The organism is Butyricicoccus sp. Marseille-Q5471 (assembly GCF_951230135.1).
Classification (GTDB): domain Bacteria; phylum Bacillota; class Clostridia; order Oscillospirales; family Butyricicoccaceae; genus Agathobaculum.
The window spans coordinates 1-24,172 of the sequence record NZ_CATNVC010000014.1; the positions used below are offsets into that span (position 1 = coordinate 1).

Consider the following 24,172-nt stretch of genomic DNA (forward strand, 5'->3'; position numbering starts at 1 on the left):
CGTCGATTGCCTGACGGCCGCAGAATACGACGTCGTCGTCCTCGAGGCCAATCTTCTTGATGGCAGCAGCGAGGATCTGAGAGGTTGCGAAGGTATCGGAACCGCCGAATTCACGAGCGGAAACCAGCACGCCTTCATCAGCGCCCATTGCAATCAGCTCACGCAGCATGCCCTGTGCCGGAGGGGGACCCATGGTGACAACAACGACCTTGCAGCCGGTTGCGTCCTTCAGAGCCAGTGCAGCTTCAACCGCGTTCTTATCGTCCGGGTTGATGATGGTAGCCATAGAGGCACGGTTCAGCGTGCCATCCGGATTAACGGCAACCTTGCCAGAGGTATCCGGAACCTGCTTTACACAAACAATAGCTTTCATGTTCAGTTATCCTCCTTATTCCTTACTTGCCGAGAATGTTGCCGGAAATGACGACGCGCTGGATCTCAGAGGTGCCCTCGTAGATCTCGGTGATCTTTGCATCACGCATCATGCGCTCAACCGGGTAATCCTTGGTGTAGCCGTAGCCGCCGTGCAGCTGAACAGCCTGGGTGGTAATCTTCATGCATGCTTCGGAAGCAAACAGCTTCGCGGTAGCAGCGTCAAGCGTAAAGCGCGCGCCCTCAGTCTTGAGAGCAGCAGCCTTGTAGGTCAGCAGACGTGCAGCTTCAATCGCAACGTGCATATCAGCAAATACGAACTGCGTATTCTGGAACTTGGAAATCGGACGGCCGAACTGCTCACGGGTCTTGGTGAAGCTCATTGCCTCAGCCATAGCGCCCTCTGCGATGCCGAGCGACTGAGCAGCGATACCAATACGGCCGCCGTCCAGCGTCTGCATTGCGATGGCAAAGCCCTTGCCTTCGCGGCCCAGCATGTTTTCCTTGGGAACGATGCAGTCGGTGAACACGATCTCAGCCGTGGGCGAGCCGTGCAGGCCGAGCTTTTCCTCGTGCTTGCCTACGGAGAAGCCTGGGAAAGAGCTTTCTACGATGAACGCAGAGATGCCCTTGGTGCCCTTGGACTTGTCGGTCATGGCAAAAACAACGAAAACATCAGCAACATAGCCGTTGGTGATGAAAATCTTGGAGCCGTTGAGGACGTAGTGGTCGCCGTCCAGCTCAGCCACGCAGGTGCCCTTGGCAGCGTCAGAGCCAGCATCCGGCTCAGTCAGTGCGAAAGCGCCTACCTTGTGACCTTCGGTCAGCATACGCAGATACTTTTCCTTCTGCTCGGGCGTGCCGTGCTGGATGATCGGACCGCAGCACAGGCCGTTGTGTGTCGCCAGAATGTCGCCGGTGGAGGCGCACTGCTTGGACAGCTCCTCAATAGCGATTGCAGAGCTGAGGTCATCAGCACCGGCACCGCCGTACTCCTTGGGAACGATCATGCCCATAACACCGAGGTCAAACAGCTTCTCAATGTTTTCACGGGGGTATGCACAGGTACGATCGGTTTCAGCAGCGATGGGCTTAACTTCGGTTTCGGTGAAGTCTTGCATCATCTGGCGGATCAAATCCTGCTCACGGGTCAGATGGAAATCCATGTTCAAGTCTCCTTTTGATATTGAATATTATTATGCCGATGCCGACGAAGCCGGCTTCCTGCCATTCTTAAAAGCACCGCCTTTTGGCGCGGCGCCGCGCTTTGGCACATAAAAAAACCGCTGACGTCCCTCTTGTCCGTCAGAGGAGTATTCCACTGTGCCATTTGTAAGTAGCTGTACAGATGTACAAAACCGAAGCCAGATAAACACAAAGGTTTTGTCATCTCTGTGGTCTGGTTAACGTTATTTTTTGCACACATTCGTGTTAAGTTTTGTTTTTTCGTACTTCAATATACCACATTGACATACATTCGTCAACCACAAAAGCATCAGTATCTGCACAATTTATTTCGTAATTCATCCATATTTTTGGTTGATTCCCTAACAAAAATCTACCAATCAGATAAAATCACCAAACCGCTCCAAAAAAATATAGGATATATGTCTAGGGGCACAAATTTCCATATGCTTTTTGACCTTGCATTGCCTGTCGGGCCGCGGATTGCAACTCCGTTTTGCTCCGTACGGCCAAGTCTGTTTTTACTAAAAAGGAGCACCCACCAACGTGGATGCTCCCTGATACTTTTTTTACTAAATCGGATACTTACGAAACAGGGTCGGCGACAGGCCGACGCGACCGGTAAAAGCATTTGTAAAGGTCGTCACATTCTGATAGCCGACCGACTGCGCAATGGTTTTGATTGGCAGCTCAGTGGTTTTCAGCAGGTGTTTTGCGCGGTTGAGCCGTGTCAGAATCAGATATTCGTGCGGCGAGTACCCGCAGGCCTTTTTGAACAGACGCGAAAAATGGTACTGACTCATATTTACGCTCGACGCAACATCAATCAGCGAAATCTGCTGGCTGTAATGATCCCGAATGAACTGAATTGCAGTGACGATCGGAGAATCTGCTCCCTGCCGTTCTTCCCGTTCCCCTGCTCCGTCGAGCAGCGCGGTCAAAATTCCGTTCAGTTTGTGCGACAGCCGCGTCTCTCCGGGCAGTTGGTCGTTTCGGCAGGCAAAAACAATCTCATAGATTCGATCCTTGATTTCATTGGCGCACGGTGTATCAAATACGAATCCCTCCTGCTGCTGTTCAACCTGCTTGAAAAAATCTCCCGTATTTACACCATCGAGATGAATCCAAACGAATTCGCTGTTGCCGATTGTATGGTATTCATGCGGTTCATGGCAATTGAGAAAGACAATCTGCCCCGGTACTGCCACCATGGTGCGGCCACCACTGGTGACCGACAAGCGACCCTCGCTAATGTAACAGACCAGATAACTGAAATAGTCCTGCCGCTCGATTCGATAGTCATAGTCCGTATAATAATACCCGCATGATGTCATGTAATACAGCAGGTGCTGTGCACTGACCGATGGGGTTTGAAAATACAGATCCGAACCCGAGCAGGTGCCGCGCTCCTGTCCCAGCATAAGGCGCTCCTCCTTTGATGGTCTTTCTCCCGATTTTGATTTCTGTACTAATTATACCGTTTGGTGCAAAGACTGTCAAATTTAGACCGCTGGAAAAAAGCAAGAAATCTAATTGGAAGAGCAAATTCGCGCATTTCAAAGGGACGATAGCGCGCTTATAATAAGGGCAACACCATAGCGTTCAGGAACATCTCAAGCAATAACTATGCTCATTCCTTTCTCCTTTTGCAGTCTGCCCCCCTCAGGGCAGGCTGCATTTTTCTTACTAAAACAGGCGTTGTCAGAACTCTTTTTTCTTGTAAATGCGCACTGTGATTGCACCAAACATTAAATCCAGTAAAACGCCGACCACCAATGCAATCACCGATGCGCCCAAAATTTGTATATCGCTCGCCTGCTGAATCGTCTCCACCAACGCAATTTCCGGCAAATCCATTTTAGAAATGACAAAACCAATCAGGATAGGCGTCCAAACAACTGCCATAAACAGATAGCGTGCCTTTTCCGTACCCCAACGAACCGTCATGCACATCACCACTCCGCTGAGCAGCAGTCCAATGCCTTGGCAAAACAACAGTCCCGCAATATTGAATACAAAATCTTTGTCGAGGCCAAACACAGCAAAGGCGATTGTCACCAATACTGCTAACACCGTTAGCACACCGGCGAACAGTGCACTCATTGCGAATTTGCTCCAAACAATATCCTTGCGGCACACCGGCATAGACAGCGAGTACCGCTCCCAACCTACGGTAGGATCAGGTGCGAACAAGGTCATCGGCACCATAATCATCAGCATGATTGTCAGCATGTAGATAAATGAAATCGATTCCATTGTCACCGCCGCCAGGGTGAGCACAATGAACACAATCAGCATTTGCCGCATGGTTTGCTTGAGTACTGCCCAGTCCGCATATAGCATAGCTTTCATCTTAGTTTTCCCCCTTGGTGCAAAACAGCATAATCTGCTCAATATTCACCGATTCAACCGGCCAACCCTGCGGCACCATACCGCGCCGGACAAGCGCCTCCGCGCCGAATGCCCCGCGCCTGCTTGCACGCACCGCCTTCGGGTCAAGCGCATCGAGCTGCGCGGACGTACATTTGAGCACACCGTAAGTCTCAAGCAGTTCATCCCTCGGCTCGCTAAACAGCACGCGGCCTTCATGAATGAAGGTGATGTAATCCGCGATTTTGTCCAAATCGCTTGTGATGTGCGTGGACATCAGTACCGAGTGATCGTCGTCCTGCAGAAACTCCCAAAATAAATCAAGTACCTCATCCCGCACAACCGGGTCCAGCCCGCTGGTCGGTTCGTCTAAAATCAGCAATCGCGCATGGTGCGACAACGCCGCCGCAATCGACAGCTTCATCCGCATGCCTTTGGAATAATCCTTAATTTTCTTATTCGTTTCAATCCCAAATCGGGAGAGATAGCGATAAAACGCATCCTTATCCCAGTTTTTGTATGCACGCGACATAAAGCCATCCGCCTGCGCCGCGGTGAAAAACTGCGGAAAATTGCCATCCTCCAGTACAACGCCGATTTGTTCCTTAACCGCACGTTCCTCTGCAATCGTATCCATCCCAAAAACATGAATCTCGCCTGCATCGCGATGCAGCAAGTTTAAAATTGCCTTGATTGTCGTCGTCTTGCCCGCGCCGTTTTCACCAATCAGACCCATCACGCAGCCGCACGGCACGGCAAAGCTCACGTCTTGCAGCGCAAACTGTGCATATTTTTTTGACAGTCCCTGAATCTCCAGTGCGTTTTCCATCTCTACTCCTCCTCAAACAAGGTTGCCGCCATATCAAGGAATTCATCCTTGCACAGTGCCCCCATATGTGCCGCTTCAACCGCGCGGGTCAAATGCCCTTCCACGGTGCGCAGCACTTCTTCCCGCATTAGTTCGGCGTTGCGCGGAGCAACGAAGCTTCCGCGACCAGTTTGTGTTGTGATAAACCCGTCTCGTTCCAATTCTTCATACGCCCGTTTGGTCGTGATGACGCTGATGCGCAGCTCCTTTGCAAGCAGCCGCATGGACGGCAGCGCCTCCCCCGACTTTAGGCCGTCCGAGACAATCAGTCCCTTGATTTGCCGGACAATCTGCTCATAAATCGGTGTTCCGTCGACATTGGAAATGATAATGTCCATTCTTCTGTCTCCTTGAAATATTGTATATATCCATTATATACACCTATCACATTCTGTCAACCCTTATCTGCAATTTTACGGAAAAAAACTCCGGCACGAAGCCGGAGTTTTGGGTTAAGAAACGGTCAGTCCGTAAATGGGAAACTCAATGGTCACCTTGAACAGGTCTCCATCCACATCGACCCGCAGTTCACCGCCGCAAGCGACAACATAGCTTTTCGCAATTGCCAAGCCGAGTCCGCTTCCTTCCGTGGTACGCGCCGCATCACCGCGCACAAAGCGCTCGGTAATTTCCTCTGCATCAAAATCCATTGCATAATTTGCAATATTTTTTATTTCGATGATTGCGCGTTGCTCGTCCTCGAACGCCGTGACAAATACACGCGTGCCCTGCATAGAATACTTCGCACAATTGCCAATCAGGTTTTCGAGCACGCGGGACAGTTTTTTTCCGTCCGCCCAGATAGGGATCTCATGATCCGGCATGGTCACCTTGAGGGACAACCCGCCAGCCTCAATCGCCTGATCCTGTTCGCCCAGCGCCTGCCGCACAAGCGTGCAAACGTCAAGACGTTCGGACAGGATGGTCTCTGCCCCCGACTGCACCTTGGAGATGTCAAACAAATCGCTGGTCAGGTTTTTCAGTCGGTTGGATTTTTGATAAATGATTTTGGCATAATCATTTGCCTCCTCCGGACTGAGATGTTCCTTACACAGCAGGTCGGAGTAGTTGATAATCGAAGTGAGCGGTGTTTTCAAATCGTGGCTGACATTGGTAATCAGTTCCGACTTCATCCGTTCTGCTCGGATTTCGTTCTGCAATGCAGCCTGCAGGCCATCGCCCAAAGAGTTGATATCCTGTGCCACGCCGCGCAGCACACCCTGCGGGTAGCCTTCGATATTGATTTTGTGTGTCAAATCGCCTGCACGTATTTTCTGAATGCTCTGAACGATTGTTTCAAAGCCGAACACCCGCTTATACAGAAACAGCACACCGGCAGCACAGGCGCCCAATATCAGCAGGAAAAAGAGCAGCATCAGTCCGTCGCCCTCGTATAGAAACGCGCCAAACAGCGTCGCGCAGAAGACCAGCGTCGCAGAATAGGCCAAGAGGAGTAGCACTGTCTTTCGATCCGCATACTGTCCAAACAGCATATGGCGCAGCGTGTACTTACGCTCTCTTTGCGCGATACGGCCATACAGGCCCTTGCAGCCGCCAAACATCCGTCTCCATACTCTTTTCACCACATTCCAGCACCAGCGGCAAGCGCACAGGATGAAGGATCGTAATACAAACGAGCGATTTTTAAGCAGACGTGTCAGTGAAAGCAGCAATTCCATCAGAAGCGCACCGCCCAGCGTCGCAGCGACCGCAATCGCCCATAGCAGCGAACTTACAAGCCCATTGCTGAATATCGCGTCAAAGCTAACTATAACCAGCGCACCAACACCCAGTCCAACGCCAACAATCAGTGCCACATTGAACTCAACGTACATCCGGTCAATCAAAATTAGATGAATTTCATCGTCCTCGGCGCGTCGACCCGTCACACAAAGCAGATAAACGAACATTGCCAGTGCCAGTACAAACAAGCCCAGGATACGTATCAGCAGCTGATCCACCACCTGCCGACTCTGCTCCCACTGTGCTTTGGCTGAGGCTGCCTGTTCGTCTGTAATCGTGACCAGAATATAATCGTCCTCTGCGTAGGTCGGTACGGACTCATCTGCACCGCCCTCTGTGTCCGTCACATCCGACTGGTAATACGAACCATCCATCATCTGATAACTCACCCAATAATCGGAGGTTCCCTCATAGCCACCGGGTGAAATACGCAGATAGTACGCCGCCTTGTCCAATTCTGCCGCACCACCCGAATAAGTAGTTCCATTGTGACGCACTTCATATCCACCGATAAAATCGGACAAACCACGAATCCCATCACGGGTCGGCAGCGGAGCATCCGGTTCCGTGTTGGCAATATAATTATCCAGAATACTTGCCGCATTTCGCAGCTCCGATCTGATGTACCATGAGTTTGCAAAATCACCTTCAAATTGATAGATAATTGCCCCGGTGCGACCGCCTTGTGTCACAGTGTTCACGCCGTTTCCGGCCACCAGAACCGCGGCTCCGATGCACAGTATGCACAGCAGGAAGGCTGTCGCTTTCAGGAGCGGTGAACGCATCACTTTCTTCATTTCATTCGTTCCTTTCTATCTTATAGCCTACCCCCCAGACCACTTTCAGATATCTGGGTTCCTTCGGATTGATTTCAATTTTTTCTCTAATATGCCGGATGTGCACCGCAATTGCATTATCGGATACCGCTTCGTCATTCCAAACCTGTCGGTAAATTGCCTCAGTCGAAAAAACCTTACCCGGATGGTGGCACAGCAATTCCAATATCTTGTACTCAAGTGGTGTCAGTCGCACCTCCTCACCGTCGACCGAAACCACCTTACTCTCCGTGTCAAGCACCAGTCCGCGAATCGCAATCTGTGTCTCCCGCACCTGCATCGACCCCAACTGTGTATAGCGGCGCAGCTGACTTTTCACGCGTGCGACCAGTTCCGATGGATTGAACGGTTTTGTGATGTAATCATCCGCACCGGCGGTCAATCCGAGGATTTTATCAGCGTCCTCCGATTTCGCCGAAATCAGAATAATCGGAATGTTTTTGCTTTCCCGCACCTTCAAAAGCGTTTTAATCCCGTCGAGCTCCGGCATCATAATATCCAACAGCAGCAAATGTACCGTCTGCGTCATGATGATATCAAGCGCTTCTAACCCGTTATACGCCTTTTCAACCGCATATCCGTCAGCCTGCAAGAAAATCGCAATGCTGTCAACAATTTCGTGATCGTCATCGACCACCAGAATCTTTAATTGCTCCATGTTCCCCCTCCTCATAGCTCTATCCTACCAAAGCATTCTTTTGAAACCTTTCAGAAAATTCTTAAGATTTTATTGTGATACAAATTTTCTGCATATAACAAAAAAGACGCCCAAAAGGCGTCTTTTCTTTTTGGAGGTACCACCCAGAATCGAACTGGGGATCAGGGAGTTGCAGTCCCACGCCTTACCGCTTGGCTATGGTACCATATGGAGCGGCTGACGAGGCTCGAACTCGCTACCTCCACCTTGGCAAGGTGGCGCTCTACCAGATGAGCTACAGCCGCATATGGGAATTTGGTGTCTCCGACTTTTCTGAAGGCTCTTAATGATATAAGTGATGCCTCCGGATGGAATCGCTTTTCTACGGAAAAGCCACGGCAGTTCAAACAGTCCACTGGGCTGTTCTCAAGAGCCGCCTTTCGATTCGAAAGACACACAAGATATAAATGGTGCCTCCGGACGGAATCGAACCATCGACACGGGGATTTTCAGTCCCCTGCTCTACCGACTGAGCTACAGAGGCAAAATTGGCGACCCGGATGGGACTTGAACCCACGGCCTCTAGCGTGACAGGCTAGCGCTCTAACCAACTGAGCTACCGGGCCATCTCGTGGTGTTGACCACCAGCGACAGTGATTATTATATCGAAAAACTGCCGCTGTGTCAACACCTTTTTTAAACTTTTTCGCTATTCTGAGAAATTAAATCAAAGCATGACCTTATGAAAGGTTTTCTTTCCCTTTTTAAGGATGCATTCCTGCGCGAAAAGCTCCTTGTCAAGCATCTGCTTGATATCCGCAACCTTCTCATTGTTGACTGTCACGCCGCCACCCTGCACTAGCTTGCGCGCTTCGCCGTTCGAGCCTGCGAGACCGCACTTCACCAGCAGCGTCAGCACGCCAATTTGGCCGTCTGTAAAGTCTTCCTCCGTCAGCTGTGTGGTCGGCATATTCTCGCTTGTGCCGCCGCCGACAAAAATACTTTTTGCAGCTTCCATCGCCTTATCGGCCTCTTCCTTGCCGTGCACCAGATCGGTCAGCTCGTAGGCCAAGATTTCCTTGGCGCGATTGAGCTGTGCACCCTCCCAGCTGTCCATCTCGCGAATCTGCTCCATCGGCAGGAAGGTCAGCATGCGGATGCATTTGAGCACGTCCGCATCGTCGATATTACGCCAGTACTGGAAGAACTCATAGGGGCTGGTCTTGTTGGGGTCGAGCCAGACGGCGCCTGCCGCTGTCTTGCCCATTTTCTTGCCTTCCGAATTGAGCAGTAGGGTGATGGTCATTGCGTGCGCGTCCTTGCCCAGCTTGCGGCGAATCAGCTCGGTGCCGCCCAGCATGTTGCTCCACTGGTCGTTTCCGCCGAACTGCATGTTGCAGCCGTAGTGCTGGAAGAGGTAGTAGAAGTCGTAGGACTGCATAATCATGTAGTTAAACTCGAGGAAGCTCAGACCCTTCTCCATACGCTGCTTGTAGCACTCCGCGCGCAGCATATTGTTAACCGAGAAGCATGAGCCTACGTCGCGCAGCAGCTCGATATAATTGAGGTTCATCAGCCAGTCGGCGTTGTTGACCATCTGTGCTTTTCCCTCGCCAAACTCGATAAAACGCTCCATCTGCTTCTTAAAGCAATCACAGTTGTGCTGAATGGTCTCCACCGTCATCACAGAGCGCATATCCGAGCGTCCGGACGGGTCGCCCACCATGCCGGTGCCGCCGCCAATCAGTGCAATCGGACGGTTGCCCGCCATCTGCAAACGCTTCATCAGGCACAGTGCCATGAAGTGACCGACGTGCAGACTGTCTGCCGTCGGGTCAAAGCCGATGTAAAAGGTGGCTTTTCCGTTATCAATCATCTTCTGGATTTCTTCTTCATTGGTAACCTGCGCCAGCAGGCCGCGCTCCTTGAGCTCCTGAAATACTCCCATTCTGTTATCTCCTTCTATCTATCCGTGTTTCAAATCAGTTTCATACAAGCCGTCAGAGTCACGGTGCGCGTTCCTTACGTCTTTCGTCGATAATCACCGTGGCGCTGCCCGTTTTATGCTGCTCCGCCGCGCCGAGGAGTTCGGCCGCGTTGTTTTTGGATGCTTCTGTAATCTGCTCGCCCGATATCATGCGCGCAATTTCGCACACACGCTTCTCGTAATCCATCGGACTGACATCGGTATAGCTGCGTTCACCGCGCACCGATTTGCGAATCAGCAAATGGTGTTCGCCCATCGCGGCAATCTGCGGCAAATGGGTCACGCACAGCGTTTGCTTCTTTTTGGATATCGCCGCCAGCTTGCGGGCAATCTGCTGCGCGGCGTGACCGCTCACGCCGGTATCAATCTCATCGAAGATCAGCATTCCCACATCCTCGCCCGCTGTCAACACATTTTTCATTGCCAGCATAATGCGAGAAAGTTCGCCACCGGATGCGACCTTGGACAGCGGCTTCTCAGGCTCGCCGGGGTTAACCGAAATCTCAAAAGCCACGGTATCAAAGCCGTGCACTGTCAGTTTCGTGCCGGTCTGCACCGCAATGCGCATGCGCACACGCTCCATGTCCAGCTCGGCCAATTCCGCTATGATGCTTTGCTCTAATTTGTTGGCAGCCTGTCGGCGTGCATCCGTCAGCCTTGCGGCGACTGCTTTCGCTTCCGCAAGCTTTGCGCGATATTGCTCGCGCAGCTCGTCCCGCCGTGTGTCCGCATGCTGCATACTATCCAATTCAGCCGTAATCTTCTCCTGATAGGCGAGAATCTCCTCGATTGTGCCGCCGTATTTTTGCTTCAGACGAAAAATGTCATCCAGCCGCTGCTCGGTCAACTCGCGCTCTGCCTGCGAAAATTCGCTGTTTACAAACTGTCCCGACACCATATCACGCAAGTCCGCCGCGAGATATCGCAGCTCCTGCGCCTTATCCGCAATGGAGGCAAAAGCGTCCGACACATCGCTTGCCGCCGCCAGCGCATCCGCCGCACGGTCAAGCAATGTGCAAGCGCCGTCCAGTTCGTCATCTCCCGCAAGCGCCTGCTGCGCCTGTCCGAGCGACGCGATAATTTTGCCCGCGTGATCGAAAAAAGCTTTGCGCTGCTGCAGCTCCTCGTCCTCACCCGGGCGAAGCGCTGCCTGCTCAATCTCTTGCTGATGGAAAGAGAGCATATCGACACGCTGCAGCCGCTCCTGCTCGCCGGTTTCCAACGCAGTGATCTCACGTTTGAGCGCCAGCAGCGCCTGATAGTGCGGCCGATATTCTTCCAGCAGCGCCTGATTCTCTGCAAAACCATCCAGATAATCAATGTGATACTGCTCATCGAGCAGCTTTTGGCCGTCGTTCTGCCCGTGAATATTGATTAAAAACGGCGCAAGGCTCTTGAGCACCGACGCCGTGACCGGTTTCATGTTCACGCGGCAGGTGCTCTTGCCGTCCGCCGTAATTTGGCGCTGAATGTGCAGCGTATCCGGCTCATCGCCTGACAGCTGTAATTCGTCGAGCAGCGCGGTCAAGCCGGGGGAAAGCTCGGTGAAAACCGCGCTGACAAACCCTTTTTTCGCGCCCGAGCGAATCAAATCCCGGCTCACGCGGTACCCCAGAATGGCCCCGACAGAGTCGATCACGATCGATTTGCCCGCGCCGGTCTCACCGCTCATCACGGTCAGCCCCTGCTCGAGCTCGATATCCGCTTGTTCAATAACGGCAATATTCTCGATGTGAAGCAGCTGTAGCACAGCAGGTATCTCCCCTTTTACTTCAGAATCTCATGGGCGCTCTCACAAAAGCGCGCCGCACTTTCGTTGTCCTTCATCACAGCGAACACGGTATCGTCTCCGCCCAGCGTGCCAACCACCTCGGGCGCGCGCATGGCGTCGATTGCCATTGCAGCCGCCTGCCCCAGTCCGGGCAGCGTTTTGATGACCACCATGTTCTGCGCCGCCTGAATATCGGTCACGCATTCGCGGAAGATATTGCGCAGTCGAGTCGTGAAGCTGTTTTCCACGCCCGAGGATGCGACCGCATATTTATATTTTCCCGTCTCTCGTGACAGGATTTTAATCAGGCGCAGTTCTTTGATGTCGCGTGACACCGTGGCCTGCGTGGTCGAATAGCCGAGTACGCGCAGCTGCTCGGTCAGTTCTTCTTGGGTTTCGATCTCAAAACGGTCGATCAGTTCAAGAATTTTCGCTTGTCGCTGAAACTTCATCGCATGCGCCTCCTCTGCATTACAACTTCTGCTGCAAAATGCTATAAAAACTGTTGCCTTTCAGCCGAATCAAGCGGCTGACCAGGTTGGATTTTGTGATTTCAATGCGGTCGTCCGGCCGTACCGCAAACCCCTGTCCGCCATCCGAGGACACAAACATCTCACTGCCGTCCTCACAGGAAACCGAAACGGTGATCCTCCGCTCCGGCCCAAAAACAAAGGCTTTGGCCCGCAGCGCATGCGCACAGATCGGTGTGACCGCGATATTTTCCGCGCTCGGTTCAATAATCGGTCCGCCCGCAGACAGTGCATATGCCGTCGTTCCGGTCGGGGTGGAAACAATGACGCCATCGCCGTTAAAGGCGGTGACGGGTGCGCCGTCTGATTCAATGCGCACGCAGAGCACGCGAAAAGCAGTGCCCTTGGCAACGACCACATCGTTGAGTGCGTCGTTTTCATAAACAAGACGGCCGTCTCTGATGATTGAAACATGCAGCATCATACGGCTGTCAATTGTATAATCGCCGGTGAACAGCTTGTTCATCTCTTCCAATTCGTCACACTCGAGTTCGGTCATAAACCCGACATGTCCCAAATTAACGCCCAAAAGCGGTACCTCATGAAGCGCCGCTTCCCGCGCAAGGCGAAGCATTGTGCCGTCTCCGCCCAAAACGATCGCCGCATCCGCAGAAGCAACTGCGGCTTCGTCCTCCAGAAACGCTACATCGTCCGATGGCAGCTGCATGCCGCGGCAGCGCAGCGGCAGCATCAGATGCGCACCCTGCGCCTCCATCAGCCTGCACACCTGTCCGACAACGCTCGGCACCCCGTCTTTTCGCATATTGGGATAGATGAAAAAGTTGTTCATGTTCATTTGTCCAGTTCCTCATGCGCCGCGTGAACAACTGCTGCCAGTTCAGGTATGGTTTCAGCCGCGCACTTGCTTAAGTATCCCAGAAATTCAATATTGCCTTCCGGGCCCTTGATTGGCGAGAAAGTAACGTTTTGCACGGCAAAGCCCGCCTCATGGGCGTTTTCAATGAAATTCTCCAGCACTTCCAGATGGATTTCCGGCTCGCGCACAACGCCTTTTTTGCCGACCTTGCCCTTACCTGCTTCAAACTGCGGCTTAATCAGGCACGCGACCCGTCCGTCCTCGGACAGCAGGCTCGACACCACCGGCAGCACCAGCTTGAGGGAGATGAACGATACGTCAATCACGCACAGCGAGGGGATTTCCGTCAGCTGCTCGGGCGTGACGTAACGAATATTCGTGCGCTCCATGCAGACGACGCGCGGGTCCTGCCGCAGGCTCCACGCCAGCTGCCCATAGCCCACGTCAATTGAATACACCTTCTGCGCACCGCGGCGCAGCAGGCAATCGGTAAAGCCGCCGGTCGAAGCGCCCACGTCCATCACGACCAAATCCTTCGGGTCGATGCCGAAATAGTCCAGCGCCTTTTCAATTTTATGTCCGCCGCGCGAAACAAAGGCCTTGCCCATGTCCCGCACCTCAATTTCCGCGTCCTCCGGGATCGTCATGCCTGCCTTATCCGCCTTCTGACCGTTGACATAGACCAGTCCCGCCATAATGGTGGTCTTGGCACGCTCGCGCGAGGGTACAAGCCCGCGCTCAAACAGCGCGACATCCAATCGCAGTTTACTCAATTCAGTGCCTCCAAAACAGCCTGCGCCATACTCTCGGCATTCAGGCCGCAATATTCATATAACTCCGGTACGCTGCCGTGCGGCAGAAACCGATCTCCCGTATTGCACAGCAGAAGATGGTCGGCTTTTAGGCCGTGTTCCGCCAACGCGGCTGCCACCGCTTCGCCCACGCCGCCTCGCTGCACCACATCCTCCGCAATCAGTGCGGCGCGCGCGGATGCAACCTGCTGCAGAAACGCATCCTCAAAGGGCGCTGTCAAATCGTTGATTTTGTATATGGCAGTTCGAATGCCCTGCTTGTCCAGCCGTTCGGCAGCATCAAAGGCCTCGTTAATCATCACACCGTAGCTGACAATCACCGCATCTGCGCCTTGGCGAATCTGCACCAGCGCCGCACCAGCCGTGTTTTGGAGGAATCCTCCCTCTCCGCCGCGCGGATAGCGGATTGCAACCGCGCCGCTGTCCCGATAAATCGCCTGGCTGAGCATGGAGCGCAGTTCAGCAAAATTGGAGGGCGCATACAGCGTAATTCCCGGAATTTGGCGTAAAAAAGCCACGTCAAACACACCGTTGTGGGTTGCACCATCCGCGCCGACAATACCCGCGCGGTCAATAGCGAACACCAGATGAATGCTGCCGTCAATTGCAACATCGTGAATCAGCTGATCGTATCCTCGCTGCAAAAAGGTAGAATACAGTGCAACGACGGGCACCAATCCCTGCTTGGCCATGCCTGCCGCCATTGCGATCGCATGCTCCTCAGCAATGCCGACGTCGAAAAATCGATCCTTATAGGTTTCCGCGAACTGCGTCAGACCCGTGCCGGACGGCATTGCCGCCGTGATTGCACAAATCCGGCCGTCCTTTGCCGCAAGCGCACCCAATTCCTTGCCAAAGCAAGCCGAAAAATCCTCCGCCGAGGGCGACAGGCTCTCGCCCGTAATCGGATTGAACTTAGAAACGCCGTGAAACTTTTCAGGACTCTGCTCGCTCGGCATATAGCCGCGCCCCTTTTGGGTCATCACATGCAACAGAACAGGCTTCTTCATTTTTTTCGCCTGCGAGAGTAGCTCGCACACAGATTTTAAATCGTGTCCGTCAACCGGTCCCAGATAGGCAAATCCCATCTGCTCAAACAGTGACGTAGGCAGCAGCAGCCGTTTCAGGCGCGCCTTGAAGCGAGAAATGCAGTCGGTCATCCGTTTGCCGCCCGGCATATGCGCGAGGCCGTCCTTAATTCGTGTTTTCGCACGCAGATACTTGGGATGCACGCGTAAACGCGACAAATGCCGGCTCAGGCCGCCGACATTCTGTGCAATGGACATATTATTGTCGTTCAGCACAACCAGCAGCGGTTCACCGCTCGTACCTGCGCTGTTGAGCGCCTCATACACCATGCCGCCTGTCATCGCGCCGTCGCCAATCACAGCGACCACATGATATTTTTGGTTTTTCAGTGTGCGTGCATGCGCCATGCCAAGCGCAACCGACACCGAATTGGAAGCGTGCCCGGTAATGCAAGGGTCGGCAATGCTTTCCTCAGGCTTCATAAACCCAGACAAACCGCCGAACTGGCGCAGGGAATCGAAGCGGTCACGGCGGCCGGTCAGAATCTTGTGCACATAGCTCTGATGTCCGACATCATAAATGATGCGGTCGAGTGAAGAGTCAAACTCCCGCTCCAGTGCGACAGCCAGTTCGACAATGCCAAGATTGGACGCCAAATGACCGCCCGTACGGGACACGCTGTCTACAATGAATTCGCGCAGGGATGCACAGAGCATGCCCAGCGAATCATAGGACAGTTCCCGCAAATCGGCCGGTCCTGTTATATTGTCTAAAATACCATAACGTTTTTTCATATCTACTCCCAACCAGGAGACTATTGCCTCTTTTTGTCCAGAGAAAGGGGCAGCACCGACAGGATGCGGCCGCACACCGCAAGGATTCGTCCGCTGAATGCAAGTGCAAGTCCCTTGCCGGCAGCTTTGCCGCCGATGGTCAGCGCTGAAATCAGACCGGTAATCAGCAGAGAAAGTGCCACCGTCTGGATTGCGCTCTTGCCCGACGAAATGCCGGCAACAATCAGCGCACCTGTTGCACCCGAGATAATACCCGAGATATCGCCGATGACGTCGTTGCAGATGCTAGAAACCTTTTCGGCGTTTCGTGTCATCCAAACCGCTTCCTTCGCGCCCTTGACCTTGCGTGCGGCCATGGAGTGAAACTCCTTTTCCGTCGCAGCGGTCGAAGCCACACCGATCATGTCGAACACGATGCCCAGCGCAATGAACACAAACAGCACAATGAACGACGTAATCGTATTGGCGTTGTTCAGCGCTTCGTTTGACAGGTAGGACATTGCCATCGAAAGCACCAGGCTTACCGGCATAATTGTGCCGACCCAGCGCCAGTTAACCAGCCGCGGTTTAGTCGGTGCGGACTGCTGTTTTTTCTTCTGTTGTCTGTCGGTTCCGTCCAAGGAATCAAAACCCCTTTATATCAAAAATAACGCCCATACGGGCGGTTCTGCTTATCATAAAGTGACAGCAGACAGAGTAAATCTTACGGCTTGAGGTTCGGTTGGTTTTCCCCGCGAACTACCACGCGTCGCCGTCATGGCGGTTTCCCTTTAAAGTTCGTGCCGGGATGTTACCATCACCGGGACCGAATTGCCACTGAGTCCGTACTGCAATCCTCTGTCTGCCTCTGTGAGAACAGCCTAGGTGATTTCCACAACAGGCAACGCGATTCTTAGCCTCTTTTGCAGGCATGGTTTCAAGCGTCAATTCCCACGGGTTCCTGGCCGGGAAACCGCGGGCGGATACCCTATCCACCATGACCACTCAAGGCAGGCTACACTGCACACAGCGTTTTGCCCCCGAAGGAGCGCCGCACCGCAATACAGGTTTCATCCTGCACCGTAGGACATCCATCAACCCCCGAAGGGATGCTATAGGTGTCCCACGCATGCAGGTCTCCACGGCGGGAGGGTCGGTACTTCATGCCATTGAAGCGCGCCCTCGAGCCTTAACCTCCAGCATCCACCCCAAACTGGGCGTAAGAAGCAAACACCAGAGACTTCATCGATATGCCCTTCTACGGATTTTTAGGCCCGTCCTGGGAATCGCATGCGCTGACTAAGGATACTGTGTCACTTTGCTAGGTATTCTACCACAAGCATGGAAAAAATTCAAGTAAAAACCGCGTTATTTGACCCGCCCGATTAAACTGCCGGTCAATTTCCCCAGAAAAGCGCTGTCCGGGAATGTCGAAATTGCATCGATTGCCTCACCGCTGAGCGCGGTCACAAGACGCTTGCACTCCTCCATGCCGAGCAGCGACGGAAAGGTCGATTTCTCGCTTTTCTCATCCTTGCCAACCGATTTTCCAAGTGTTGCCGCGTCGCCCTCAATATCAAGAATGTCGTCCTGAATCTGAAACGCCAGCCCCAGCTTGTCGCCGTAGGTTTCGGCGGCGCGAAGCGTATCCGCATCGTCTTTACCTGCCGCCAGACAGCCGACCACCGCCGCAATGCGAATCAGACGGCCGGTTTTCAGCCGCTGCAGGCGCTGGAGCGTTTCCAAATCAATCTGCTTGTGCTCGCTTTCCATGTCGAGCACCTGTCCGCCGATCATGCCGGTCATTCCTGCCGCCTGCGCCATGTAACCGATTGCGCGCAGCACGGTTTCGGCAGGCAGCTTTTCGGCGTTTGCCGATGAAATCTCAAAGGCACGCGTCAGCAGTGCGTCACCCGCGAGCAATGCAGTCGCTTCACCAAACACCTTGTGGCTGGTCGGACGTCCGCGGCGCAAATCATCGTTGTCCATACACGGCAGATCATCATGGATGAGCGAATAGGTGTGAATCATTTCCAGTGCGCACGCAAAGGGCAACGCGTTTTCCGTTTCACCGCCGCACATGCGGCAGAACGCCAGCAAAATGACCGGACGTAGACGCTTGCCGCCCGCCATCGCGGAGTATTTTGCCGCCTTGAAAATCACATCATAGCCTTCGCCGTTCTCGCCCGACAGATAGGCCTCAAGCGCCTGTTCAATCCGTGCAATATCGTCCGACAGCTGCTTTTCAAAATCCATATCAGACTTCCTCCGCCTCAAACGGCTCTTCCCGCAGTTCGCCCTGCTCGTTTTCCATCATGACCGTCACCTTTTGCTCCGCCTTGTCCAGCAGCTTACCAAGTGCGGCCGAAAGCTTGGTTCCTTCTTCAAACAGCTTCATGCTGTCTGCCAGGGGCGCTTCGCCTTTTTCGAGCAGACGTACAATTTCCTCCAACCGCTCCATTTGGCCCTCAAACGTTTTTTCTATCGCCATGTGCGTTTACTCCTTTTCGGTATCCGTCACGCGGCAGCACGCCGCGCCTTTTGCAAATTGGATGCGCAATTCCTCGCCTATGTTGAGGGATGCGGCATCGGTCACAATGCCCGCGCTGCCTGTTGCAACCGCATAGCCGCGACTGAGCACCTTAAGCGGACTGATTGCATCGAGTGTTGCCACCGTGCGCGTAAACCGCAGGCGGCGTGTCTGCGTCATCCCTCTCCCAACGGTGAGCAGGCGGTGGTTCATCAGTTTCAGACTCTGCCGGTCGCGCGCAAGACGCGCGGGGAGCGCACTCAGCAAACGCTCGGATATATGGTCAAGCAGCAGTCGTTTCTCATCAATATACTTCGCGGGGGTGCGGAGCGCCAGACGCTCCTGCAAGCCCTCCAGCCGATGCCGTGCCATTGCAGTGCGCCGATTTGCCGCTACATGCAGCCGTGCATCCATCTGACGCACCGTCTGCCGGTATTCCATCCGGTCGGGCACGGCCAATTCGGCGGCTCCGGACGGCGTCGGTGCGCGCAAATCGGCGACAAAGTCGGCAATCGTGACATCCGGCTCATGGCCAACGGCCGAAATCACCGGCAGCTCGCTTGCAAAAATCGCCCGCGCGACCGCTTCCTCGTTAAACGCCCACAAATCCTCGATTGAGCCGCCGCCGCGGCCGCACAGAATGACATCCGCTTCGCCAATCGCGTTTGCAAGTGCAATCGCACGGCTGATACTCTCTGCCGCGCCCTGCCCCTGCACCTGTGCCGGATAGAGCGTCACCTTGGCCAGCGGCCAGCGGCGTCCCAGAATACGAGTCATGTCCCGCGCCGCAGCGCCGGTCGGCGAAGTCACAAGCGCGACATGCTCCGGGCAGTACGGAATCGGCTTTTTATAGTGTTCGTCAAACAGCCCTTCTATCTGCAGCTTGCGTTTGAGCTGCTCGAACGCGAGATTGAGCGCACCAGCACCGTCCGGCATCAGCTCGGTCAGATAGAGCTGCACCTGGCCCGACTTGGGGAATGAACTGACGCGCCCGCGCGCAATGACCTTCATGCCGTTTTCCGGCCGGAATTTGAGCCGCATCGCGTCCGAGCGAAACATGACGGCATTAATCGATGCGCCTTCATCTTTTAGCGTCATGTACTGGTGTCCGGAAGAATGCGCCTTGTAATTCGACAGCTCGCCCTGCACCAGCAGATTGCGATAACCGGGGACGGCATCCAGCAAATCTTTAATTTCGTTATTCAGTTGAGTGACGGAATAAACTACGCTCACGTTTGGTTCCTTTCATACTGCCGTGCGGCAAGCACTGCCGCACCGACTGCATTGTCGCCCGAAAGTACGGGTTCGGCAAAATAAATATCGTCAAATTTCTGCAGTCTCAAACGGATGACCTCACTCGCCATCACACCGCCCGCGCACAGCACGGGATACGGATACTGCGTCAGCGCCTGCTCGGTCGCCTTTATGACCGCATTCGCGACCGTTTCGAGTGCAAACCGCGCAACAGCAGCGCCTTCCGCACCTTTTTTATGCAGGGTATCGATTTGATTCTGCATGCCGGACAAGGAAAACGAGCACTCCTCCACCTTGGGACGATACCCCTTTTCGGGCGCAGCCGTCAACGCGAGCCTGTCCAACTCCGCGCCGGACGGAAACGCCAGTCCGAGCAGTGCGCCCGCACGATCAATTAGCTGTCCCGCCGCGAGATCGGTGGTGCCGCCGATGCAGGTGCAATCAGGCATGCCATGCGCATCAGGCCTGACCAGCAGCAATTCACTCGTGCCACCGGACAGGTGCCATGCGAGAAAGGGGGCGTCCAGTAAATCAAGCCGTCCTGCAGACAGTGCCGCCGCGGCGACATGACCCTGTTGATGCGAATTTTCAAAAAGCGGTACGCAAAGCAAATGCGCCGCGCTTCGCGCGGCGCTGATACCCGCCAGAAAGCAGGGCATATACGAACCTTCGACCGCACGCGGGCGGGTGCTCACGCCGATGGCGGACACTTTGCCCTGCGGCAGTGCTTCAATTTTTTCGTGCAGGCGTACCGTGTGCTGAAACAGCGCGTCGGACTGACGCAGGCCAATCGCGCCCTCGGGCACGGTCAGCAGGCTGCCCTCGTTGCACCACGCGCCGGTTGCCGCATCATACACGGCGGCAGAGGTGCGGTAATTTGAGGTGTCGACCCCTAAAAAGCGGCTGCTCATTCGGCGCTTTCGTCGGCCTTGAGTTCGACCGTCTCTCCGGTCTCCGCACGGGCAACCGACCCCAGAATGCCGTTGATAAAGGAAGCCGCTTCCTCAGAATCATACTCCTTGGCCAGCTCGACGGCTTCATTGATCGCAACGCCGACCGGCACATCCTCCATCGTGCGCATTTCGAACAACGCCAGGCGCAGGATTGCAATCGTGATGCGGGACAGGCGATTCAGCTTCCAGCCGCGCGAATATTGTTCGATTGTGCGGTCAAGCTCATCCTTGCAAGCCGCAACGCCCTTGACCACTGCCATGATATAGGCGGTCTGACCCTCGGTCAGCTTGCCGGCATACAGCGCAATATCTCCGCTGATTGAGGCCATGATGCTTTCGTCCAGACGGTCAGCCAGTTTTTCCTCCGGCTCAAAATTGGAAAACCCCATCTCAAAAATCAGATGCAGGGCGATTTCTCTTGCTTTTTTTCTACTCACGGTCGGAAGTTCCTCCCTTTATTTCGTAAATCTCATAAGTATGTTTTATTTTATCGTATTTTCGCCAAAAGTGCAAGAGAATATAAGAAAAACGCGAGTCTTTCGACTCGCGTTTCACATTATTCTTCTTCCGTGGCCTCTGCAGGTTCTTCATTCTCTGCAGGCGCAAAGGTTACGCCGCCGACATGAACGTTGACCTCAACCACTTTAAGTCCGGTCATCGATTCAATCGCGGACTTGACGCTCGTCTGCACGGTTTTGGAAACCTCACAGATATTGTGTCCGAACAGTGCAAGGAATCCGATTTCAATCTTAACGGTATCATCCTCGCCCAAATCGACGCGTACGCCCTTGGACAGGTTCTTTTTGCTCAAAAAGCTGACGATGTCATTCGTCAGACTGGAATACAAACCGCTGACGCCCTCAGTCTCCAAGGCGGAAAGCGCGGCAATCGAAGCAACAACGTCCTCCGAAATTTTAATCGTGCCCTGATCGCCCGTGGTCGACCAATAATCCTTGTGATCTGCCATAGTGCTTCACTCTCCTTATAGTGGGATTATAGCACAATCACGGCAAAAAGCAAAGGAAAAATGAGTCATCACGCTGCTTCAACGATTTTGATCTGATCGGCGCTCACACCGGTCTCTTCGATTACGATATCCTTGATGACGGTCGCGTCCGTTGCCTGCAGGCCGCCCTCAGGTGGTGCAACAACAACATTTACGCTTGCGTCGCCCATCATGACAACTGCATCGTCATAACCCTTGGCACGGATCAGGCTCTCGACACGCGCCTCTGTCACCGAGTTTTCAGCCAGTACCGAAATCTGCGCGGCCGCGTCGTCCTTCGCCGTGTCTGCCGCCTTATCGCTCTCCGTTGTTTCCTTCAGGATGCTGATCGCTTCATCCCGCGCCTGTTCGCGTGTGAGACGAGAGGTTGCAAAGTAGTCGTCGCCGGTTGCCGCCGCACCCTCAGCGTCAGCACTTGCCGGCTCCCCTGTGTCCGTTTGTCCCGCGACCAGCAGTTCGTCCGGTGCGCCCACGAAGTTCCAGTTCAAGTAGATGGCCACACACAGCATAAGCGCGATCACGCCATAGATTGCCCCGCGTTTTTTGATTTTTTTCATGTCCAATTCGCCCTCCCAACATTGTTGCTACTATTTATGAATCTGCTGCCATTTTTAGAACGGTTACTTTGTCCGTCCCCACGCCGCACAGCGTGGAAACCGCCTGTGTCACGGCATACCGAACGGTCGTATTGTTCGCCCCATCGCACAGCACGACCGCGCCGCGGAAGGTTGGAAGCAGATTTTTGACCGTGACCGGATTTTCGCCATAACTGCCGTCCGAAACGACCGTCAGATTGCTTTCATAACTCTGCACGCTCGCGCCGTTCTCCGTGCGGCGCACATTGACCGCATAAACCGACTCCTCGGTCTCCTCAAGCGACAGCATGAGTGATACACGCCCAACTCCATCAATTGCGGAAAGTTGCTCGTTGAGGCTCTGCTCAAATTCATCCAGATCAAATAGCGCAGGCTCCAGCCCCTCTGCCGAGGGCGCCTTGACCTGCTGTGTATCTTTGAACAGCCCGCCCGACGCAAGCAGCAGCACGCCCGCAATCAGTACAATCAGTACCGCGCGATATTTTTTGAGCACCGGCACCACTTTTTCCGTCACCGGCCTCAGCCATGCAAGGTCTATGTTTTTCATCTCCGGATCATCTCCTGTCTGTCTGCGGATATGCCGCAATCGTTTTCCAGAATTGTGCGCAGCTCGTCAAGCCGTGGTTCGTCTGAGGCACGATAATATACAGTCGCTTTATCGCTCTGCAGTACGCCGTTTTCATCGGTTTTCATCGTAATCGTAACCGAGCAGCTAATGCCCTGTTCGGCGGCATGATCCTCTACGACGCTCGCAATCGTCGCGCCTACCGAACCCATTGTTGTCTGTGCATTTTGCATCTCAATATCGGAGACGTTGACGCCGCTCCCCTTCATCAGATCGCCAAACGACCCCAGACGCACCTGCGCCAGCGGCTGCACCAGTGCCAACACCATGAGCAGGCCGGCTGCCAGACGCACGGTTTCGCGTAGCGCCCCCTCCTTCGCGACCGACAACGCGGCGGCGGACGCAATACCCGCCAGCGTAACACGCATTAAAATAGCCTGAAATAATTCTGTCATATCGGCTTCACCATCGCTACCACATAAACCAGTTCAAAATACAGAATCATGCTGCAGGTGGAAAGCATACCGAGTAGCAGACCGAACCCCGTTCCCACGCCTGACAGCAGACCCTCCATGCTCTTAGAGCACAGCGGAGATAATACTGCCGCCCCCGCTCGAAAGCACAGATAGGACGCCCCTGCCTGCAAAAACGGCACAATGCAGATGGCAGTGATACACAGCATGCCGAATACGCCAACCGCGTTTTTTAGAAGCATCGCGCCGGTCAGCATGGTTTCTGTTGCATCCGAAATGATGCCGCCAACGACCGGCACTGCGCCTGACACGGCAAATTTTGCCGTCTTAAGCGCCATACGATCCACGCTGCCCGAAACGCCGCCCGCAATTGTTATGTAAGCGATGAACAGCGTTAGAATCAGCTTGAGTGTGCCTGTTGTCAGACTTTTGATGCCGTCCGCCAATCCTCGCAGCATATCGTTTCCTGTTGCCGCATCGACCGCCACCACCGCCAGATAGGCGCAGGCAGCGGGCACAAGCAGCGTTGTTATCAGACGGATGACGAAGTCAAACACCAGCATGGTTGCGACCTGCAGCACCGTCGCAGTTGTTGTGCACCCGCCAATCGACAGCGCCGTTGCAAGCACCGGCTGCAGTACCCCCGAAAAGACGCTGATTTGCTGTAACGCATCGCGGCAAATGGTCAGCACACCGGAAAAATCAGTCAGCAGTACGGCCGCGCAGCCGAGTGCGCCCGCCATATCGATTGCACTGTCCGCCCCGCCGCCGACCGCGCTGGAAACACCGCGCCCGATTGCGGTCAGCATGACGATGACCGAAACCCGCAGCAAACTGCGAAAGGCATTTTGCAGTGCGGTCGTACCGTCCTGCGAAATGTTTTCAATTAGGCGTGTAAACGAACCGCTCAGGTCAGTCGCATCACTCGCTGTAATGCCATCCAAATAGCCGCGCTGCTCGTTCGGCAGTGCATCCGCCAGTCCCCCCACATCACTTTGGTCCAGTGCGCCCGCGCTTGTCAAACAGAGTAACAGCAGCAGACAGCAGAGAAAAATCCGTTTCATT

General features: G+C 54.1%; 25 protein-coding genes and 4 tRNA genes. All 29 read right to left on the reverse strand.

Annotated features, from left to right (window positions below; genetic code table 11):
* Window positions 1–373 (reverse strand): electron transfer flavoprotein subunit beta/FixA family protein (locus QOX26_RS12040; RefSeq protein ID WP_442870233.1); only part of this gene is annotated, 373 nt, incomplete at its 3' end.
* 22 nt (window positions 374–395) lie between these two features.
* Window positions 396–1,538 carry an acyl-CoA dehydrogenase gene (locus QOX26_RS12045; RefSeq protein WP_283675232.1) on the reverse strand — a complete coding sequence of 381 codons (1,143 nt, stop codon included), beginning with the start codon at window positions 1,536–1,538 and terminating at the stop codon, window positions 396–398.
* A 591-nt stretch (window positions 1,539–2,129) separates the two neighbouring features.
* The gene (locus QOX26_RS12050; protein ID WP_283675233.1) at window positions 2,130–2,978 is read right to left on the reverse strand and encodes an AraC family transcriptional regulator; all 849 of its coding nucleotides are present in this window, start codon (window positions 2,976–2,978) and stop codon (window positions 2,130–2,132) included.
* Between the two features lie 280 nt (window positions 2,979–3,258).
* The gene (locus tag QOX26_RS12055; RefSeq protein ID WP_283675234.1) at window positions 3,259–3,909 is read right to left on the reverse strand and encodes an ABC-2 transporter permease; all 651 of its coding nucleotides are present in this window, start codon (window positions 3,907–3,909) and stop codon (window positions 3,259–3,261) included.
* Window position 3,910: 1 nt separating this feature from the next.
* Window positions 3,911–4,756, reverse strand: a complete 846-nt coding sequence (locus QOX26_RS12060; RefSeq protein WP_283675235.1) for an ABC transporter ATP-binding protein — start codon at window positions 4,754–4,756, stop codon at window positions 3,911–3,913.
* A gap of 2 nt (window positions 4,757–4,758) precedes the next feature.
* Window positions 4,759–5,133 carry a GntR family transcriptional regulator gene (locus QOX26_RS12065; RefSeq protein ID WP_283675236.1) on the reverse strand — a complete coding sequence of 125 codons (375 nt, stop codon included), beginning with the start codon at window positions 5,131–5,133 and terminating at the stop codon, window positions 4,759–4,761.
* Between the two features lie 114 nt (window positions 5,134–5,247).
* Window positions 5,248–7,335, reverse strand: a complete 2,088-nt coding sequence (locus QOX26_RS12070) for a sensor histidine kinase (RefSeq protein ID WP_283675237.1) — start codon at window positions 7,333–7,335, stop codon at window positions 5,248–5,250.
* A gap of 1 nt (window position 7,336) precedes the next feature.
* On the reverse strand, window positions 7,337–8,032 hold the full coding sequence (locus QOX26_RS12075; RefSeq protein ID WP_283675238.1) for a response regulator transcription factor: 696 nt from the start codon (window positions 8,030–8,032) through the stop codon (window positions 7,337–7,339).
* A 131-nt stretch (window positions 8,033–8,163) separates the two neighbouring features.
* Window positions 8,164–8,237: transfer RNA gene (locus QOX26_RS12080), tRNA-Cys, on the reverse strand.
* A gap of 3 nt (window positions 8,238–8,240) precedes the next feature.
* Window positions 8,241–8,316: transfer RNA gene (locus QOX26_RS12085), tRNA-Gly, on the reverse strand.
* A 163-nt stretch (window positions 8,317–8,479) separates the two neighbouring features.
* Window positions 8,480–8,555 (reverse strand) — tRNA-Phe (locus tag QOX26_RS12090).
* A 5-nt stretch (window positions 8,556–8,560) separates the two neighbouring features.
* Window positions 8,561–8,637, reverse strand: a tRNA-Asp gene (locus tag QOX26_RS12095).
* Window positions 8,638–8,738: 101 nt separating this feature from the next.
* Window positions 8,739–9,959: a tyrosine--tRNA ligase gene (tyrS, locus tag QOX26_RS12100; protein WP_283675239.1), complete on the reverse strand. Its 1,221-nt coding sequence runs from the start codon at window positions 9,957–9,959 to the stop codon at window positions 8,739–8,741.
* 58 nt (window positions 9,960–10,017) lie between these two features.
* Entirely contained in the window at window positions 10,018–11,748 is a 1,731-nt protein-coding gene (gene recN, locus QOX26_RS12105) for a DNA repair protein RecN (RefSeq protein ID WP_283675240.1), read from the reverse strand.
* Between the two features lie 17 nt (window positions 11,749–11,765).
* Window positions 11,766–12,221, reverse strand: a complete 456-nt coding sequence (gene argR, locus QOX26_RS12110; RefSeq protein ID WP_283675241.1) for an arginine repressor — start codon at window positions 12,219–12,221, stop codon at window positions 11,766–11,768.
* A gap of 19 nt (window positions 12,222–12,240) precedes the next feature.
* Complete coding sequence (locus QOX26_RS12115) at window positions 12,241–13,095, reverse strand: NAD(+)/NADH kinase (protein ID WP_283675242.1); 855 nt, start codon at window positions 13,093–13,095, stop codon at window positions 12,241–12,243.
* Entirely contained in the window at window positions 13,092–13,889 is a 798-nt protein-coding gene (locus QOX26_RS12120) for a TlyA family RNA methyltransferase (RefSeq protein ID WP_283675243.1), read from the reverse strand. Before QOX26_RS12120 ends, QOX26_RS12115 begins: the two co-directional genes overlap by 4 nt.
* Window positions 13,886–15,751, reverse strand: a complete 1,866-nt coding sequence (gene dxs, locus QOX26_RS12125; RefSeq protein ID WP_283675244.1) for a 1-deoxy-D-xylulose-5-phosphate synthase — start codon at window positions 15,749–15,751, stop codon at window positions 13,886–13,888. Before dxs ends, QOX26_RS12120 begins: the two co-directional genes overlap by 4 nt.
* Before the next feature lie 20 nt (window positions 15,752–15,771).
* Window positions 15,772–16,371: a hypothetical protein gene (locus tag QOX26_RS12130; protein ID WP_283675245.1), complete on the reverse strand. Its 600-nt coding sequence runs from the start codon at window positions 16,369–16,371 to the stop codon at window positions 15,772–15,774.
* Window positions 16,372–17,098: 727 nt separating this feature from the next.
* Window positions 17,099–17,986: a polyprenyl synthetase family protein gene (locus tag QOX26_RS12135; protein WP_283675246.1), complete on the reverse strand. Its 888-nt coding sequence runs from the start codon at window positions 17,984–17,986 to the stop codon at window positions 17,099–17,101.
* A 1-nt stretch (window position 17,987) separates the two neighbouring features.
* Complete coding sequence (xseB, locus tag QOX26_RS12140; protein ID WP_283675247.1) at window positions 17,988–18,221, reverse strand: exodeoxyribonuclease VII small subunit; 234 nt, start codon at window positions 18,219–18,221, stop codon at window positions 17,988–17,990.
* Between the two features lie 6 nt (window positions 18,222–18,227).
* Complete coding sequence (gene xseA / locus QOX26_RS12145) at window positions 18,228–19,493, reverse strand: exodeoxyribonuclease VII large subunit (protein ID WP_283675248.1); 1,266 nt, start codon at window positions 19,491–19,493, stop codon at window positions 18,228–18,230.
* Complete coding sequence (locus QOX26_RS12150) at window positions 19,490–20,425, reverse strand: DNA-binding protein (RefSeq protein WP_283675249.1); 936 nt, start codon at window positions 20,423–20,425, stop codon at window positions 19,490–19,492. The genes xseA and QOX26_RS12150 overlap by 4 nt, the downstream gene beginning before the upstream one ends.
* Window positions 20,422–20,904 (reverse strand): transcription antitermination factor NusB, encoded by a 483-nt coding sequence (nusB, locus tag QOX26_RS12155; RefSeq protein WP_283675250.1) that lies wholly within the window; start codon window positions 20,902–20,904, stop codon window positions 20,422–20,424. The genes QOX26_RS12150 and nusB overlap by 4 nt, the downstream gene beginning before the upstream one ends.
* 119 nt (window positions 20,905–21,023) lie before the next feature.
* Window positions 21,024–21,434, reverse strand: coding sequence for an Asp23/Gls24 family envelope stress response protein (locus tag QOX26_RS12160; RefSeq protein WP_283675251.1), 411 nt, complete (start codon window positions 21,432–21,434; stop codon window positions 21,024–21,026).
* A gap of 68 nt (window positions 21,435–21,502) precedes the next feature.
* Window positions 21,503–22,030, reverse strand: coding sequence for a SpoIIIAH-like family protein (locus tag QOX26_RS12165; RefSeq protein WP_283675252.1), 528 nt, complete (start codon window positions 22,028–22,030; stop codon window positions 21,503–21,505).
* Between the two features lie 34 nt (window positions 22,031–22,064).
* Window positions 22,065–22,616: a hypothetical protein gene (locus QOX26_RS12170; protein ID WP_283675253.1), complete on the reverse strand. Its 552-nt coding sequence runs from the start codon at window positions 22,614–22,616 to the stop codon at window positions 22,065–22,067.
* Window positions 22,613–23,089, reverse strand: a complete 477-nt coding sequence (locus QOX26_RS12175; RefSeq protein WP_283675254.1) for a hypothetical protein — start codon at window positions 23,087–23,089, stop codon at window positions 22,613–22,615. The genes QOX26_RS12170 and QOX26_RS12175 overlap by 4 nt, the downstream gene beginning before the upstream one ends.
* Window positions 23,086–24,171 carry a stage III sporulation protein AE gene (locus QOX26_RS12180; protein WP_283675255.1) on the reverse strand — a complete coding sequence of 362 codons (1,086 nt, stop codon included), beginning with the start codon at window positions 24,169–24,171 and terminating at the stop codon, window positions 23,086–23,088. Before QOX26_RS12180 ends, QOX26_RS12175 begins: the two co-directional genes overlap by 4 nt.
* Between the last annotated feature and the right edge of the window lies 1 nt (window position 24,172).

Excerpts from the sequence above, each read along its gene's own strand:
- QOX26_RS12150 (WP_283675249.1), bottom strand. The coding sequence starts at position 20,425 with ATGAGCAGCCGCTTTTTAGGGGTCGACACCTCAAATTACCGCACCTCT.
- xseB (WP_283675247.1), bottom strand. The coding sequence starts at position 18,221 with ATGGCGATAGAAAAAACGTTTGAGGGCCAAATGGAGCGGTTGGAGGAA.
- tyrS (WP_283675239.1), bottom strand. The coding sequence starts at position 9,959 with ATGGGAGTATTTCAGGAGCTCAAGGAGCGCGGCCTGCTGGCGCAGGTT.
- QOX26_RS12070 (WP_283675237.1), bottom strand. The coding sequence starts at position 7,335 with ATGAAGAAAGTGATGCGTTCACCGCTCCTGAAAGCGACAGCCTTCCTG.
- QOX26_RS12045 (WP_283675232.1), bottom strand. The coding sequence starts at position 1,538 with ATGGATTTCCATCTGACCCGTGAGCAGGATTTGATCCGCCAGATGATG.
- QOX26_RS12065 (WP_283675236.1), bottom strand. The coding sequence starts at position 5,133 with ATGGACATTATCATTTCCAATGTCGACGGAACACCGATTTATGAGCAG.
- dxs (WP_283675244.1), bottom strand. The coding sequence starts at position 15,751 with ATGAAAAAACGTTATGGTATTTTAGACAATATAACAGGACCGGCCGAT.
- QOX26_RS12060 (WP_283675235.1), bottom strand. The coding sequence starts at position 4,756 with ATGGAAAACGCACTGGAGATTCAGGGACTGTCAAAAAAATATGCACAG.
- argR (WP_283675241.1), bottom strand. The coding sequence starts at position 12,221 with ATGAAGTTTCAGCGACAAGCGAAAATTCTTGAACTGATCGACCGTTTT.
- QOX26_RS12160 (WP_283675251.1), bottom strand. The coding sequence starts at position 21,434 with ATGGCAGATCACAAGGATTATTGGTCGACCACGGGCGATCAGGGCACG.
- QOX26_RS12075 (WP_283675238.1), bottom strand. The coding sequence starts at position 8,032 with ATGGAGCAATTAAAGATTCTGGTGGTCGATGACGATCACGAAATTGTT.
- QOX26_RS12170 (WP_283675253.1), bottom strand. The coding sequence starts at position 22,616 with ATGAAAAACATAGACCTTGCATGGCTGAGGCCGGTGACGGAAAAAGTG.
- QOX26_RS12055 (WP_283675234.1), bottom strand. The coding sequence starts at position 3,909 with ATGAAAGCTATGCTATATGCGGACTGGGCAGTACTCAAGCAAACCATG.
- QOX26_RS12135 (WP_283675246.1), bottom strand. The coding sequence starts at position 17,986 with ATGGATTTTGAAAAGCAGCTGTCGGACGATATTGCACGGATTGAACAG.
- QOX26_RS12115 (WP_283675242.1), bottom strand. The coding sequence starts at position 13,095 with ATGAACATGAACAACTTTTTCATCTATCCCAATATGCGAAAAGACGGG.
- QOX26_RS12180 (WP_283675255.1), bottom strand. The coding sequence starts at position 24,171 with ATGAAACGGATTTTTCTCTGCTGTCTGCTGCTGTTACTCTGTTTGACA.
- QOX26_RS12050 (WP_283675233.1), bottom strand. The coding sequence starts at position 2,978 with ATGCTGGGACAGGAGCGCGGCACCTGCTCGGGTTCGGATCTGTATTTT.
- QOX26_RS12175 (WP_283675254.1), bottom strand. The coding sequence starts at position 23,089 with ATGACAGAATTATTTCAGGCTATTTTAATGCGTGTTACGCTGGCGGGT.
- QOX26_RS12165 (WP_283675252.1), bottom strand. The coding sequence starts at position 22,030 with ATGAAAAAAATCAAAAAACGCGGGGCAATCTATGGCGTGATCGCGCTT.